General features: G+C 38.9%; 15 protein-coding genes. 3 read left to right on the top strand and 12 right to left on the bottom strand.

The features are described from left to right. Positions 1-5: 5 nt before the first annotated feature. The 4 genes from prmA to AC07UV_RS15440 form a co-directional block, all read right to left on the bottom strand. Entirely contained in the window at positions 6-845 is an 840-nt protein-coding gene (gene prmA, locus AC07UV_RS15425; RefSeq protein ID WP_282250099.1) for a 50S ribosomal protein L11 methyltransferase, read from the bottom strand. A 9-nt stretch (positions 846-854) separates the two neighbouring features. Then, on the bottom strand, positions 855-1622 hold the full coding sequence (tpiA, locus tag AC07UV_RS15430; RefSeq protein WP_282250101.1) for a triose-phosphate isomerase: 768 nt from the start codon (positions 1620-1622) through the stop codon (positions 855-857). Between the two features lie 5 nt (positions 1623-1627). Next, on the bottom strand, positions 1628-2800 hold the full coding sequence (locus AC07UV_RS15435; protein ID WP_495184388.1) for a putative sugar nucleotidyl transferase: 1173 nt from the start codon (positions 2798-2800) through the stop codon (positions 1628-1630). 78 nt (positions 2801-2878) lie between these two features. Further along, a complete protein-coding gene (locus tag AC07UV_RS15440; protein ID WP_077437478.1) occupies positions 2879-3127 on the bottom strand; it encodes a type B 50S ribosomal protein L31 in 249 nt (82 codons plus the stop codon). Positions 3128-3354: 227 nt separating this feature from the next. Between AC07UV_RS15440 and AC07UV_RS15445 the strand changes: the two genes are divergently transcribed. Further along, positions 3355-3693: a DUF2853 family protein gene (locus AC07UV_RS15445; protein WP_223585151.1), complete on the top strand. Its 339-nt coding sequence runs from the start codon at positions 3355-3357 to the stop codon at positions 3691-3693. A 26-nt stretch (positions 3694-3719) separates the two neighbouring features. Here AC07UV_RS15445 and AC07UV_RS15450 read toward each other — a convergent pair whose 3' ends face one another. Together AC07UV_RS15450 and AC07UV_RS15455 are read right to left on the bottom strand one after the other, a co-directional pair. Continuing rightward, positions 3720-4367, bottom strand: coding sequence for a carbohydrate-binding family 9-like protein (locus AC07UV_RS15450; RefSeq protein ID WP_495184389.1), 648 nt, complete (start codon positions 4365-4367; stop codon positions 3720-3722). A 74-nt stretch (positions 4368-4441) separates the two neighbouring features. Continuing rightward, positions 4442-5548: a phosphotransferase enzyme family protein gene (locus AC07UV_RS15455; protein WP_495184390.1), complete on the bottom strand. Its 1107-nt coding sequence runs from the start codon at positions 5546-5548 to the stop codon at positions 4442-4444. Positions 5549-5780: 232 nt separating this feature from the next. On the opposite strand from AC07UV_RS15455, the gene AC07UV_RS15460 reads away from it, so the two are divergent. Together AC07UV_RS15460 and AC07UV_RS15465 are read left to right on the top strand one after the other, a co-directional pair. Further along, positions 5781-7127 (top strand): Gfo/Idh/MocA family protein, encoded by a 1347-nt coding sequence (locus AC07UV_RS15460; protein WP_282250105.1) that lies wholly within the window; start codon positions 5781-5783, stop codon positions 7125-7127. Between the two features lie 147 nt (positions 7128-7274). After that, complete coding sequence (locus AC07UV_RS15465; RefSeq protein ID WP_495184391.1) at positions 7275-8567, top strand: hemolysin family protein; 1293 nt, start codon at positions 7275-7277, stop codon at positions 8565-8567. A gap of 87 nt (positions 8568-8654) precedes the next feature. On the opposite strand, the gene AC07UV_RS15470 is transcribed toward AC07UV_RS15465, so the two are convergent. The 6 genes from AC07UV_RS15470 to AC07UV_RS15495 form a co-directional block, all read right to left on the bottom strand. Beyond that, a complete protein-coding gene (locus AC07UV_RS15470) occupies positions 8655-10244 on the bottom strand; it encodes a peptide MFS transporter (protein ID WP_282250108.1) in 1590 nt (529 codons plus the stop codon). An 83-nt stretch (positions 10245-10327) separates the two neighbouring features. Next, the gene (locus AC07UV_RS15475) at positions 10328-11902 is read right to left on the bottom strand and encodes a peptide MFS transporter (protein ID WP_495184392.1); all 1575 of its coding nucleotides are present in this window, start codon (positions 11900-11902) and stop codon (positions 10328-10330) included. Between the two features lie 254 nt (positions 11903-12156). Then, the gene (locus AC07UV_RS15480; RefSeq protein WP_120259400.1) at positions 12157-13047 is read right to left on the bottom strand and encodes a TIM barrel protein; all 891 of its coding nucleotides are present in this window, start codon (positions 13045-13047) and stop codon (positions 12157-12159) included. Between the two features lie 24 nt (positions 13048-13071). Then, the gene (locus AC07UV_RS15485; protein WP_495184393.1) at positions 13072-13800 is read right to left on the bottom strand and encodes a (Fe-S)-binding protein; all 729 of its coding nucleotides are present in this window, start codon (positions 13798-13800) and stop codon (positions 13072-13074) included. A gap of 20 nt (positions 13801-13820) precedes the next feature. Further along, a complete protein-coding gene (locus tag AC07UV_RS15490) occupies positions 13821-15119 on the bottom strand; it encodes an MFS transporter (RefSeq protein WP_495184394.1) in 1299 nt (432 codons plus the stop codon). 10 nt (positions 15120-15129) lie between these two features. Then, complete coding sequence (locus AC07UV_RS15495; RefSeq protein WP_495184395.1) at positions 15130-16449, bottom strand: D-alanyl-D-alanine carboxypeptidase; 1320 nt, start codon at positions 16447-16449, stop codon at positions 15130-15132. Positions 16450-16527: the final 78 nt, after the last annotated feature.

Consider the following 16527-nt stretch of genomic DNA (forward strand, 5'->3'; position numbering starts at 1 on the left):
CTCTGTTACCGTTTCACAAACTTGGCTGCACACCAATTATTTAAAACTTTTTTGGAGATAAATTCGAAACCTAAAGACGCAGCGGTATCACGTAACATCGCCAAATCTTCCTGTTCATAAAATCCGCTTAAGTACAACTCTCCATTTTTATTGATACTTAAAGCATATTGTGGTAATTGTTCCAATAGAATATTTCGATTGATATTTGCTAAGATAGTATCGAAAATTCGGCCTTCTAAAACTTCGAAGGAACCACAAATAGCCTCGATATTGTCTACCGTATTAAGCAGTCTATTTTCGATCACACTGTCCACACAGATTTCATCATAATCTACTGCCAGAACAGCATTAGCGCCTTTTTTGGACGCCAAGATCGCTAGAATACCCGTACCACAACCCATATCCAGCACCTGCTTACCCTCAAAATCATTCTCCAAAATATATTGGAGCATCATCGATGTGGTCTGATGGTGTCCTGTTCCAAAGGACATTTTAGGATCAATGATTATTTCATAAGGGAAATCAGGTTTTGCGTCATGAAACGTAGCACGTACATAACACTGTCCACCGACTTCAATGGGATTAAAATTACTCTCCCAGAGTTTGTTCCAATTCTGGTTTTCAATTTCCTGAACCTTATAGTCTACTTCAAGTCCTTCATCAAGATTTAGCATTAACGTTTCTAATGCTTGCAAATCAAGATTTGCAGCTGGAATATAAGCTGCAAATCCTGATTCGGTATCTTCAAAAGTATCAAAGCCGATGTCTGCCAAATCAGATACTAATAGATCTTTTTGCCATTCCTCACCCGATAGCATTTGAAAGATAACCTCTATGTATTTCATTTCTAAAAATTAGCCGTTAAACACTTTGGCAATATCTATAAAATCTCTCGATTTCAAAGAAGCTCCTCCAATCAAACCACCATCAATATCTGCCTGTGCAAATAGATCCTTGGCATTGCCCGGATTACAAGATCCACCATAAAGGATACTTGTGTTATCCGCTGCTTCTTGTCCGTATTTTTCTGCGACAACCTGACGGATAAACTGATGAACTTCTTGCGCTTGCTCTGGACTAGCCGTAAGTCCTGTGCCGATCGCCCAAACTGGCTCATAAGCCAATACGACTGCAGCAAAAGCTTCATTGGACAAATGGAACAATCCAGCTGTCAATTGTGTTTTAATTATTTCAAAGAAATCACCCGATTCACGTTCTTCTTTTGTTTCTCCGATACAAAATATAGGCGTCAGGCCATGTTTCAGCGCGACATCTACTTTAGCAGCCAACAACGCATCTGTTTCACCAAAATAAGCACGTCTTTCAGAGTGACCTAAGATCACATGTGAAGCACCTACCGATTTTACCTGACCTGCTGAAATCTCACCTGTGTATGCTCCAGACTCCGCCTGATGAATATTTTGTGCACCAATATTCACATTAGCAACATTCTTAGATAATTGCCCAAGACTTGACAAGTGGATGAAAGGGCTACAAACAACCAGTTCCTGATTTCCAATTACTTCATCTTTGGCCATATTGATAATTTCAGAGAATAAACTTAATCCTGATTGATAGTCTAAATTCATTTTCCAATTACCAGCTACGATTTTCTTACGCATGATTTTTACGATTTAATTATATTTTTGTTAAGTTGATTCAATTCCCTTATGAGCCGTTCCGGTAGTTCCTCATTTTTCGACATATATAGCGCTTCTAGATACTCCATAAACTTATCAAAGTTATAGATCTGTGTATCTCCATTGAACACCCAGGCAAACGACGGTACAAATTTAGCATAAAAACTTGTATCTGCTAGCATACTTGCAATTCCAATTACAGTTCCGGTATTGAAAGATGAGTTGATCCCCGCTCGTGTATAGTCACCTACAAAAACGCCACACTTCAATAAGCCTGTATCTCTAAAGTCTTCCAGTTTATAATCATAGATCGTTACCGTTTTTAGATTGTTTTTTAGATTTGAATTGGATGTTCCTGCACCGAGATTACACCAGTCACCAATGACCGAACAGCCCAAATAGCCGTGATGACCTTTTGCTGAGAAGTCACCAATAACTGAATTACCTACCTCACCACCTACAACACTCTGCTTACCAACAGATACATTCCCATAGATTGTTGCGCCCATTTTCACGACAGCCCCCTTCCCTAGGTATAAAGGCCCCCGCAGATATGCTCCTTCCATAATTGTAACACCTTCATCAATGTAAATGGGTCCAGTGGTCGAGTTGAGTGTCACACACTCCATCGTGACCTGTTCAGCAATGTAAAAATCCGTACCCAGCAACCGGTTTGTCGGAGAGACTGTCACAGCGGCTGTCTTTTTTGCTAAAAGGTTGAAATCATTGACAATTTCAGCGCCCGTTAATAAAAACAGGTCCTCTACCCCTTTCAACAAAGATATGGTGTCATCAGCATCCTTTAGTTTAAAGGTACCCTCTTGATGATATCGCCAGGCGAAGACTGTTCCATTTTGTTGTAAGGCCTCTCCCGCTTCCATTGCAGTAATAGCCCGCAATAAGCCCTCAGATGGAATAATATTCTCGGACAGGCATACAATACCATCTTCCAGAACATCACCTTCAACAAACTCTAATTTGAACACCTGAGCCAACCTATACCATTTCTCCCTTAGTGTCAGTATACCGACACGTAAGTCAAGACAGGATTTAATAAAGGTAAAAGGATATAAACTCTTTTTATCAAAAGAAGTCAGCGGGAAAGTGAGCTTATCCAACGGTCGGATAGCATCAAAACAATCTACAAAAAAGATTTTCACAAAATAAAAATAATAAAAAAAACCCGACAAATAACATTTATCGAGTTCTTAATATTGTAATATACAGATCTGCTACAATTATTTTTTGTTGTAACGGCTACGGAATTTGTCGATACGTCCAGCAGTATCAACCAATTTCATTTTACCTGTATAGAAAGGGTGTGATGTATGAGAAATCTCTAATTTTACAACTGGATACTCATTACCATCTTCCCACTGAATAGTCTCTTTCGTGTCAACACAAGATTTAGTAATAAAAGCATAGTCGTTTGACATATCTTTAAATACAACTAATCTGTAATTTGAAGGATGCAAATCTTTTTTCATTATTATTATGATTACGTATATTCAATTATTGAGGTGCAAAGATAATTTATAAAAATGTAATTTGCAACAATTGCAAAGAATAATTCGCTGAATTTTTTCACACTTTCAGTTACCGGCACTTAAACGGTTACAAATGTAACAATCTTTATTTATCCGCCAAGAATTATTTTGTTTTCCAAGTTTTTTCTCCTAACTTAACTTACTACAATTAAATCATTTACATAATTATGAGCAAATTAGATGAAAAAATTGCTGCATATACTGCAGAATCCAAAAAACTAGGTCTATCACTAGATGATGCGTTTATTGCAAAAGTGACAAAAGGAATGGGACCTTCCATTTACAATGCAGATTCAGAAACTATTGCAGCATCAGATCCCGAGGAGCTTAATCGTGTCAAGCAAAATTTCCTGATCAAAAAATTAGGTCTTAAAGATGGTCCTGATTTAGACAAGGCATTAGAAGAGGTTATTACCGCTATTGGTAAATCCAATAAAAATAAATACCGTGTTTTGGTGTATGCTTTATTGGCAAAAAAATTCAAAAAAGAATCTGTTTACCAATAAGCATCAACATTTTAATAATCCAACTTCTATCCAAAAATCAATTCCCCAAAGAATTGAGGTAAATGGAAATTAGGGGTTGGATTATCTACTTTATTCCATGACAGAAAATGCGGACTTTTTAGGTTGTCACCACACTTGTAGAAGTTTCCATGTATTTTCTTCCCTTTCAGATCACTTGTATCATTAAATTTAAAGACAGCCAGTGGAATGACTTGGATCATACTCCAACGCCTGTCAGTGCCACTATGCCGTTCAATCATGGAGAATGCCTGCACCGTCTCAATCTCCGCCGCACTGAGCCTATTTCTCGTTGATTTATCAGGAGTGCCGTAGCCGATCAGTCCTGTTCCTATCAAATTAAACTCAATATTATAATAATGCTTACGATCGTCAAACGAAACGAAAAGTTCTACACAACTATCCTCCCATACATTTTGATTCACCTCCGCATAATTTCCACGCAATTGCTCTTCTGCGACATCAAACTGCAACAGCAATGTTTTTTGTGTATAACCAATTTTAAATCGCACCTGCGGCTTGTAAGGATACGACTCGCTCCAATTACTATATTCCAATGTATTCCATTCCAAATCTTTGACAAGATCCGAAAGCTGATTAAAATTGTGACTGCCGGTCAAATCTGATGCAATAGGCAGAATGGTTAGTTTCTTCATATACAATAAAGTTAAGAAAAAGAAGCTTCATCATCAGATGGAAGCTTCTCAAAAATATTAAAGGTATAAAATCGTTAAATACAATCAAAAATTACCTTTCTCATAAATTCCTCATTCTTTTCCATCTCCTCTACCAATTTCAGCTGTGTATTGGTGCGTACCAAATTATGTTCGTCATATTTGGTTTTATAATAGTGGTCACCCTCGATATAATCAGTCAAGAAACGTACACCTTGCATATAAGGCAACAAAAATGCGCCATCCACTAAAGTTTCTTTTTCCAGTGTAGTCAAAAATTCGTTTGCTTCTTCCAAATACCCTTCCGCATAAGCCTTATACAACGAAAGGTTCAGCACGATTTTCGATATATCCTTCTCATCTTCAGCAACGGGATTAATAATGGTGCGGATGGCATCCCCAAAATCATAGGCCACATACCCTGGCATTACTGTATCCAAATCAATTACACATTGCATTTTATCATGAACGTCAAGCAATACGTTGTTAAACTTTGTATCGTTATGTGTGATACGTAGCGGCAATGCACCTTTATTTCCCAAATCCAGAATCGTCTTCATGCGGTCTTCACGGCTAAAGATAAAATCCAGCTTATCTTGCACCAGACGAACACGTTGGCAGACATCTTTTGCGATAGCCTTTCTCAGATTATCAAGTCGGAATTCTACATTATGAAAATTAGGAAGCACCTCCACAATACGGGAAGCATCCAGGTCAGAAAGCTGTTTCTGGAACAGTCCAAAAGCACGTCCACCTTCCGCCGCCTGCACTTCTGTATCTACAATATCATAACTCTTCGTATCCTCGATCAGGATAAACATACGCCAGAAATTCCCGGTACTATCCGTTGTATATAACTTGCCCTCCAGTGTAGGAATGATCGTCAGAACATGATCACTAACCTGCTTGCCGTCGGCAACTTTTACTTTTTTACTGAGGTGTTTTGTTACGATTTCAATATTATGCATCAAGCCGTCCACATTTGGAAAAACGTGATGGTTAATGCGTTGCAATAAATGCGATATTCCACGATCTATAGAGGTAATTACACGATAAGTATCATTGATATGACCAGAACCAAAAGGCTGCACTGAAATGATATCTCCTTCTAATGTGAATTGTTTTGCTGCGTTCTCTACTACTAATTGGTTAAAATCAGACATTAAACTATGTTTTTTAAATCATCAATGTGCTTGCAATATCATAAATTGAATTAATAAATGATAATTTTTATTTCAATCAAACGATTGCATGAAATTTAATAAATTTAAACAATCGTTTGCACTTTCATTTATAGCAAATGAAATAATATATTTGTTGATAAGAGCCAGTCACATAGACGGTTCTTATTGTAAGATAAATAACTAATATACAAACTCCTCATATCTCAAAACAATGGATAGAAGAAATTTTATTAAATCAACTGCCATCACTACCGCTGGAATCGGCGTTCTTTCAAGCACAGACTTATTTGCTCAAACAAACGGGAAGATAAAAATCGGCTTTATCGGGGTTGGCCTTCGTGGACGTAATCACGTTCAGATTGCCTTACATAGAGACGATTTAGAAATTGTGGCAATATGTGATACACAAGAAGAATCTCTTGCACAATGCCGTAAACAGTTCAATGAGAAAGGCACCAAACTTCCGAAAGAGTATACTGGAGGCGTTGATGCTTATAAAAAAATGTTGAGCAGCGAAAAATTAGATGCCGTTATCATCGCAACACCTTGGCAATTTCACAAAGACCAAGCTATTGATGCCATGAAAGCGGGTTTATATGTAGGTTGTGAGGTTATCGCGGGCTTGACTGTACAAGATCACTGGGATGTCGTAAAAGCTTCTGAAGAGACAGGAAAACCTTACATGACATTGGAAAATGTTGCTTTCCGTCGCGATGTGCTTGCTGTACTAAATATGCACAGACAAGGTTTATTCGGCGAATTGTTACATCTTGAAGGTGGTTATCAACATGATTTACGCGAAGTTCTATTCAATGATGGAAAGAGTTATTACGGTCATGGTGTAGAGTACGGACCAAAAGCACTTTCTGAAGCACAATGGCGTACACAGTTCAACATTGACCAAGATGGTGACCTTTACCCAACACATGGTTTAGGTCCAATCATGCAATTTGTTGACATCAACAAAGGCAATAGATTTACACACATCACATCTTACTCAAGTAAGGCACGTGGTTTGGCGGCTTATGTGAATAAAGTATCACCAGGACACGCTAACAGCAAGCTGAACTATAAAAACGGCGACATTACACAAACGATGTTACAATGTGCAAATGGTGAAACAATGTTGTTAACACATGATACCCATTTACCAAGACCATATTCTATCGGTTTCCGCGTACAGGGTACAGACGGTATCTGGATGGACGTAGCTAAAGGTATCCATATCGAAGGTAAATCAAAACCACATACTTGGGATCCGGCAGACGAATGGGTTAAAAAATACGACCACCCTATCTGGAAGAAATACGAAGAATTAGCAACTGGCTCAGGTCACGGTGGTATGGACTGGTTTGTATTCAATGCTTTTATCCAAGCTGTAAAACAAAAAGTTCAAACGCCAATTGACGTTTATGATTCAGTAACGATGAGTGCAGTATTCCCACTTTCTACAGAATCTATCAAAAAAGGTAATAAAACTTTAGAGTTCCCAGATTTCACAAAAGGAAAGTGGAAGACAAAGAAAAACACCTTTATGCTTGACGATAGCGGTATGTAATATCAAAAAATAGTATAAACCAACGAAGCTGTATCCCGAAAAGATACAGCTTCTTTCGTTATGGTATTTAATATAATACCGATAGTTCTACCATTTAGACAGCCTTTTTCTTAAATTAGCATTCACAAACAATTTTTCCATAACATTATGCTTACCGAAGCAATTATAATTTTAGTACTAATCATCTTAAATGGAATCCTGTCTGCTTCCGAAATTTCAATTGTTTCCAGCAGAAAGGCGCGCTTACAGGCTGAGAGCGATAAGAATAATCCAGCTGCCAAGATTGCTCTACATCTCAAGGAATCCCCTAACAGCTTCCTATCCACTGTACAAATTGGTATTACGCTAATTGGTATCTTAACAGGTTTCTTTTCGGGTGGTAGCATCTCTGCCTACCTGATCGAAGTTTTTAATAAATCAAGTATACTCGCCCCCTATAGCCACGAGTTAGCAGTTGTTTTGGTGGTGCTGATCATTACCTATTTTTCATTGGTTCTTGGCGAACTGGTACCCAAGCGTATTGGCATGGCTATTCCTGAAAAATATGCTATGTTCATTGCTTACCCCATGAACTTGCTCAGCAAGATTGTCAGACCATTTGTCTGGTTATTGAGTGCCTCTACTGAGTTTATTGTCAAGATCCTCAATATCAAAAGTACGGGAAATAGTGTTACCGAAGAAGAGATCAAGGCATTGGTGGACGAGGGGGTTGATAGTGGTGTAATTGAAGGTATTGAACACGACATCGTGGATCGTCTTCTCAGCTTAGGCGACAAAAAAGCTATCAATCTGATGACTCACCGCAAGAATATTGTATTTCTGGATCTTGAAGATAGTTTTGAAGAAAACAGGCAGATTATCCTTGACAATGACCATTCCATTTATCCTGTTTGCGAAGGTGGACTGGACAATATCAAAGGTGTTGTTCATGTCAAATCTCTGCTTAAACAGTGTTTTCAAGACAAACCCTTTGATCTCAGGGAACTTCTGCTGCCGATCAAGTTCGTCAACGAATTCAGTCCTTCATATAGTATTATGAATGCGCTGAGGACATCGCAGGTGCATCAAGCCGTGGTTATCGACGAATATGGCTCTCCACAAGGTATTATTACACTACGCGATATCGTAGGCGACCTGGTTGGTAACATTACCGAAAGCGATATCAGTGTACGCCCCAAAATGCGTCAATTGGAAAGTGGCGACTATGTTGTTGATGGCCAATATCAGATCGAGGATCTCCTGGATGAATTTGAGGTAGGCCTTTCAGAAGAAGACGAGGACGACATCAACAATGTCACGACAGTCGGAGGCCTGGTATTTTTATTACTGGATCACGTCCCTGAGGAGGGCGAACGTGTACGCTTCAAAAATATGATATTTGAAGTATTGGACATGGATGGCAATCGTATAGATAAGCTGTTATTAAAAATCGAGGAATAAAACAAAGTTTATCACTTTCAATAACAATAAAGGGCCGATCATGTATGATCGGCCCTTTATTGTTATTCTAATTTTAAGACAGTTATCTTAGTTAATGCCGTGCATCATCTTCTTCAGAATAGGATTGAAAACGATCAATAATAATGCAGTTACAGCTGGAACGATAGCAAAGATCATGAAGAAATAAGACATCGAATGCTCCGCTGTAATTTTATCAATATAGGAACCTAAAAATCCACCAATAAAATTAGCGATGGCCGAAGCACAGAACCAACAGCCAAAAAGTAAGCCTAAAAACTTCTTTGGAGAGAGTTTACTAACATAAGAAAGTCCTACGGGTGACAGACAAAGTTCTCCCGCTGAGTGGAAGAAATAAGCGATAACAAGCCATATCATACTAACTGAAGCTGTTTTTGCCCCCTGCGGAATATCATTTGCACCGTAAGCCAAGGCCGCAAAACCAATACCGACCAAGATCAAACCCATAGCGAATTTTACAGGTCCCGAAGGATTCCATATTTTTTCCCAGAATTTACTGAAAGACGATGCTAGCGAAATAATAAAAAATGCATTTAATATCTGGAACCAAGAAGCGCCAACCTCCGAGCCTGTTATACCGATCTCACGAAATACTTTCCATAAGCCCAAACACCAGATAATACCAAAGGAAATCGCTGTAAACAAAATTGTCAATGGATATTGCTTATAGATCTTTCTTGCCAGAGCAGTCAATACAATAGTTACAATAACAATGGGAACAATCGTTAGGATAGTATCAATCCATTTAAAGGCCACTGCTGAGTCCCCCGAAAGTACGCGCTGTGTATAATCTTTGGCAAAAATAGACATTGAACCTCCGGCTTGCTCAAAAGATAAAAAGAATACCACACTGGCAAGCATGAATATTGTGACGACAATAAGACGGTCTCTAACGACATGACCAGGTATGACCTCATCAACCTCTTCTTTATTTTTGACTTTCTCATCGTGATAAGCCTGTAAAGCTTTGGGAGTATCGCCGATAATTCCGAATATTTTCTGACCAAAATAGAATTGTAACATTCCAAAAAACATGAAAACGCCTGCTAAACCAAATCCATAGTGCCAACCGATCTTCTCACCGATATAACCACACAAAAGCATTCCCAAAAATGAACCAGCATTGATACCCATATAGAAAATCGTGTAACCAGCATCTTTCTTCGCACTTTTATCTGGATATAGATTTCCAACCATTGAGGAGATATTCGGTTTGAACATCCCATTTCCCAAGATCATCAAGAGTAGACCTAAGAAAAAGAAGCCTGAATTGACGGCCTCAAATGCCATGGATAGGTGACCCAGCGTCATAATCAATGCACCGATCAAGATAGCCTTCTTAAAACCGGTCAATTTATCCGCAATCATACCACCGATCAGCGGAGTCAAATAAACAAAACCTGTATATAAACCATATAACTTCATTGCGCGTTCATTGCTCCATTCCCATCCCCCATCAGCGATAGTACTGATTAAAAACAAGGTCAATAGCGCCCGCATTCCATAATAACTAAAACGCTCCCACATTTCCGTAAAGAACAGCACAAATAATCCGGCAGGATGCCCATTTACCATCTTGTCATCTATCCCCTGCTTGGCCAGATGTGCTACAAGAACTTGATCTTTTTCTTGATTCATATAATTTCAATAATTGTTTTATAACTCAGGTTTTGTTTTTAATTTGATAAAAATCGCATGAAGATACACTATTTTTCTATGAATTAATCAATCCCATGCATCATCTTTTTTATTTTTTTATTACCAAGCAGTAGAAATACTGCCGCTATCATAGGTATCACGGTAAACACAGCAAAGAAAAAAGACATGGAGTGTGATTCGGTAATCTTATCAATGTAAGAACCAATAAACCCTCCAATAAAATTAGCGATGGCGTTGGCACAAAACCAAAAACCAAATAACAGTCCCAAGAATTTCTTTGGCGACAATTTACTCACATAAGACAAGCCCACGGGGCCGATGCAAAGCTCACCCACTGTATGAAAAAAGTAAGCCAGCACTAGCCAGATCATACTGACCGAAGCCGTCTTTGCCCCTGTTGGAATCTCTGCACTCCCTATTGCTAAGGCCGCAAACCCAACACCGACCAAGGTTAAGCCCATCGCGAACTTAATCGGTCCGGAAGGGTTCCATACACGCTCCCAGATCTTACTGAATGAAGTTGCCAAAGTAATGATAAAGAAAGAATTGAGCATGGGAAACCAGGACACGGTCACTTCCGAATTCATGCCATGATATTCACGGTACACCTTCCATAGGCACAACGACCAAATAATCAAAAATGAGATGCTGGAAAAGAGTATGATTAAGGGGTATTTACGGATTATTTTCTTCGCCAATACCAACAGTACTCCGGTAATCACAACAATAGGTACGATAGTTAACGCGAAATCTGCCCATTTAAAAATTGTGGCAACATCTCCGCTCAGTACACGCTGGGTATAATTTTTGGCGAATATGGTCATCGAACCTCCGGCCTGTTCAAAAGCTAAATGGAATACAATACTTGAGAACATAAAAATCGCGATGACCAATAGCCGATCACGAACAATATGCCTTGGGTGTTCATCGTCCCGATTCAATTTTTCCGAAACCGTGTTTTCTTTTTCAGGCGTATCTCCTATTTTCCCAAAAATACGTTGTGCAAAGTAAAACTGCAACATGCCCAGAAACATAAATATACCGGCAAGTCCAAAACCATAATGCCAGCCTATTTTCTCGCCAATATAACCGCACAGCATCATGCCCAAAAAGGCACCACCATTGATCCCCATATAGAAAATCGTATATCCGGCATCCTTTTTACCACCCTTATCAGGATATAGTTTACCAACCATAGAAGATATATTAGGCTTGAACAAACCATTTCCCAGAACAATAAGGATCAATCCAGCCAAAAAGAAATTTTTATTAAATCCCTCCATAGCCATCGAAATATGGCCTAGGGTCATGATGATCGCCCCTACCATGATAGACTTTTTATATCCTGTCAGACGATCCGCGATAATTCCACCAAATAAAGGCGTTAAAAAGACCATCCCCGTATACAGACCGTACAACTTCATAGCTTCCGAATTTGTCCAGCCCCAGCCATGTTGCGCAATCGTCGAAACCAGAAAGTTTACCAATAGCGCACGCATGCCATAGTAACTAAAACGTTCCCACATCTCCGTAAAAAACAAGACAAATAATCCTGCGGGATGCCCTTTCACCAATACTCGTTCAGCCCCCACTTGATTTAAGTGAGATTCCAGAACAGCATCTTTTTCAAAATTCATGTTTTTCTAATCGTTATTTTTCAATATCAGGTAGTGTGATTTCAATTTATCCATTGCTATCCAGACCAGATCGACCAGATCGTCCTATGTTCATAGGTCACCAAAGAAGGTGCTGCAATCAAATCGGTTGACAAAATAAATATGGACAAAATTTAGATTTACTTCAATAGGATATCTCCTACCGATTAAATTCTCGGTTAAAAACAAAGTTCTTCCCAATAGTATGAAAAGAACTTTGTTTATATACTTTTATATTAGATCAATGGACGCAAGCGCTCCAATAATTTTTTAGTTGCGAAGATTCCTTCCTCTTCACTCAATTTACTTCCTTCGTACTCAATCCCAACATAGCCTTTGAATTTCGCCTTTTTCACGATTTTTAACATACGTTCATAGTCAATTTGAGTTTCATTACCATTCGCATCAAAATCATGTGTTTTCGCGCTTACACCATGCGCATAAGGCATTAAGTCTGTCACACCTTGATAACGGTCATATTCATAAAAATTACCCAAATCAGGTAAGCTTCCACAATATTTGCTTCCCACAGCTTTCAGAGTTTTAGCCAACCAGTCACCATGCGAGGAAATACCACCATGATTTTCAACGATAATACTGATACCTGCTTTCTTTCCGATATCAGACAACGCTGTCAAGCTTTCCACCACACGTTTGCTGACTTCATCAGGTGTACCTTTACCAGCTGCATTGACGCGGATGGCATGGCAACCTAAAAAGTTAGCCGCAGAAATCCATTTATAGTGATTTTGTACAGCCTGTTTTCTTTTAGTTTCATCTTCGTCACCAAGATTTCCCTCACCATCAACCATTATTAACACATTCCTTACACCATTATCTTTTGCACGCATGTTCAGCTCAGTCAGGTAATTGTTATCATTAGCCTTGTCTTTAAAGAATTGATTCACATACTCTACACCATAGATACCATATTTTTTTGCAGCTATAACCGGGAAATCCAAATTGTTCAGATCACCTTTAAATAAAGTTTTATGCAATGACCATTCAGCCAAGGAAATGTCAAACCAGTCTTTCTTTGCTACAGCAAAGCTCTCCAACGATGGCGCCAATGCTACACCAGCAGAGGCTAATGCAAGGTTTTTAAGAAAATCTCTTCTAGAATTCATGTGTTTAGATTTAAAGTGTGTTATTTATATATTTCCCCAACCAGTAGTCAGTACATCCACGAGATGCATGGTCTGGATGGGTAAATTATGTTTATCAATATACGCTTGCAGTTGCAACAAGCAAGACGAATCAGTCGAAATTATATAATCAGCATTCAATGCCATGGCATTCCTGACTTTCTGTTCCGCCATGGCGGCCGATATCCCCTCAAACTTGACAGCAAAACTTCCACCAAAACCGCAACAGGTTTCACTATCTTTTACTTCTACCATTTCCAATCCCAGCACCTTGCTCAGCAGTTTTCTCGGTTCATCCTTGATCTTGCACTCGCGCAGGGCTGAACAAGAGTCATGATATACTCCAACACCTTCCAACTCAGCACCAAAATAATCCTTTTTCAATACATTGATCAAGAAATCGGAAACCTCCATGACCTGTTGTTGTATTTTATGACATTGGTGGGAATCTGCAGAATTTGCGAACAGATCGCTATAACCATTTCTGACCATACCGGTACAGGAGGCCGAAGGAGAAATAATGACATGGTCTCCCGAAAAATCTTCTAAAAACTTCTTTCCTACCTGCTTCGCATCGTCCCAAAAACCGGCATTATAAGCTGGTTGCCCACAGCAAGTCTGATCAGGATTATAACTCACCTCACAACCCACTTTCTCCAATAAACGGATCGTGTTAAAAGCGGTTTCTGGATAAAGCTGATCTATAAAACAAGGAACAAAAAGTTCTACCTTCATATTTAATTCAATCAATAAAATTAAGATTTATTGGATATTAATATCCGAACCAAAAGTAACAATCCAATTACAAAAAATAAAGAAAGTACCAATGCAGAATAGCGAATATTGTGTGTAATCTGTTCTATCAGGCCAAAGGAGAACAAGCCAATGACGATAGCCACCTTTTCTGTAACATCATAAAAAGAGAAAAAAGCCGTCGTATCCTTGATATCCGTTGGGATCAATTTGGAATAGGTTGACCGCGATAAAGATTGAATTCCGCCCATAACCAAACCGACTAATGCGGCAATAATATAAAACTGCATTGCTGTAGACAAGTAGAATGCAGCGATACAGATTGCAATCCAGATCATCACAACGACGATCAGCACCTTAATATTTCCAAAAAGCTTGGATAGGTACGACATCAAAAATGCGCCTAAGATCGCGACAAGTTGAATTAAAAGAATTGTAGCAATTAATCGCTCAGCCCCTAGATGAAGAATTTTCTCTCCAAACGAGGATGCGACAATCATCAATGTCTGTACCCCGATCGCGTAGAAGAAAAAAGCGGGTAGAAACTGTTTTATTTCGGGTATACCTTTAATTTTATGGATCACATGGCTAAATTCATCCCGCACATTCTGTACAAAGCTTTTACCAATATTATTGCCTGTGGCTTCAATTTTAGGTAAATATTTAAATGGAATCATGGAAAAGCCCAACCACCACAGTCCCACCATCAGAAAAGATATCCGGGCAGGCAAAGATGGATCGGTAATACCAAACCACTCCGGTTTCAAAACCACGATAAAACAAAGTATCTGTAAGGTCACACAACCGATATAACCAAAAGCAAATCCCTGCGCACTCACCCGATCCTGTTGATCTACAGTTGCTAACAACGGCAAGTAGGAATTATTGAACAACACCCCACCGATATAACCCATTGCGGCCAAAGCAAAACAGATAATACCGACCTCCAAGGTATCGAGTTTGAAGAAAAACAGGCACATACATGAAATTGCTCCCACATAAGTAAAGAATTTCATAATCGGTTTTTTCAATCCTTTGGCATCTGCATACGATGATATAAAAGGCAAAGAAAATGACATCAACAAATAAGCAGCAGCCAGAGCAAAATTAGAAAGCGCAGTATTGACAATCTTCAAACCAAAGAAATTAACAACATCACCATGTTCCTTTGTCGTTGTAATTGCGGTATAGTATACGGGGAAAATGGTTGAGGTAATCACGAGGTTGTAAGCGGAATTGGCCCAATCAAACATCGCCCATGAACGAATCAGTTTTTTATTGTTTTTTACAATTGCTTCCATTTAAATTGGCTTAATAAGTTTGACGAATATAAGTAATTATTTTAGCCATTTCTTTACGAATTACACTCGCGCGATCATCAATATAATTATTATTCATAAAAGAGAAAGCAAGCCGTCTTCCAGATCTTGTGACCAGATAACCACTCTGGTTATAGACAGACGTAATTGTTCCGGTCTTTGCGAAAACAAAAGGTTCGCCCTGGTCTTTACCATAGGTCCTTCTCAACGTACCATCCACCCCACCAGCAGGAAATAGCCGAAAACGCACCTTTTCGTCTGGTATCTTATTTTTCAAAAGCACCAGCAGATCCACATTATTCTGTGGCGTGACTTTGTTATAGGAAGACAATCCCGATCCATCAAAAATCGCTACTTCATTCGAAAAAAACTTATAGACCTTATTTTTCATCCAATCCCGAACCAAATAAGTATCAAATTGACTATACTGCTTCCAAGAACACATCATCAAAAATTGTTCAGCGATAAAATTATCACTTGGCAACATCATCTCTCGGATCAGATTTTTGGTTTCTCCTGAATACACTATTTTTGTATCATTGGGCTTTTTATAGGTTATTAGATTTACTTTTTTGCCAAGTGTGTCTGACAGCAATTTCATAAATAGACTATCCGAATAGATAAAAGGCACTTCATTTACGTAATCATTTGGCACAGGACGTTTCGACATCCAAAAAACATTGCTCCGAAACGAGCGGGAAAGTTCAAAATCACCCGTTTTAGGCTCAGGTAAAAAATCCAGGTCTTTCTGAAAAATCCCAGGAGAAGTATTTAAATGATTATACCCTCTTTGACGGAAAGTGACGACATTTCCATAAATCGGAAAAGTGCTTATCTCAGGCTGATAGTATGCTTCAAAGTCTTCCATTGCCCAACCATGGGCGTAGAATTTATTTTTCATTGTTCCGGGTACAACATAGATCGTTTTGTTCGTTCTTTTCAGAAAATTATAGACCACTCGCGTGTCGAGTCTATTATGCAAAAAGGTCGGATCTCCCGTTCCCCAGATCAACAGTGAGTCCCCCCTTTCCGCATACTCCAATCCGGGAATGGAGTCACCTAACAGCTCCAGTGCCGCATAGGTTGTGTACATTTTGGTATTTGAAGCTGGTGTAAAATGCTTATTACCATTGACGTCCAGGACAAACTTATTGGCGTTTAAGTCGTACAGTGAAAATCCATAGAAATGATCATTTAATATTTTGGATTCCTGAAGCATCCGATAGACGTCTTCAAAATCCTGTGACTTTACAATAAGGGTAGAGAATGGGATAAGCCAAAGCAGCAATATCGTGCGCAAGAAATTTTTCATTGGTTCAAACATACAAAAAAGAGCAACAACTCCTTTTCTCCTATTGCCAAAATTCAGATACAAATCATTTAAAACAGC

It is taken from the genome of Sphingobacterium sp. GW821-FHT03E03, assembly GCF_059420745.1.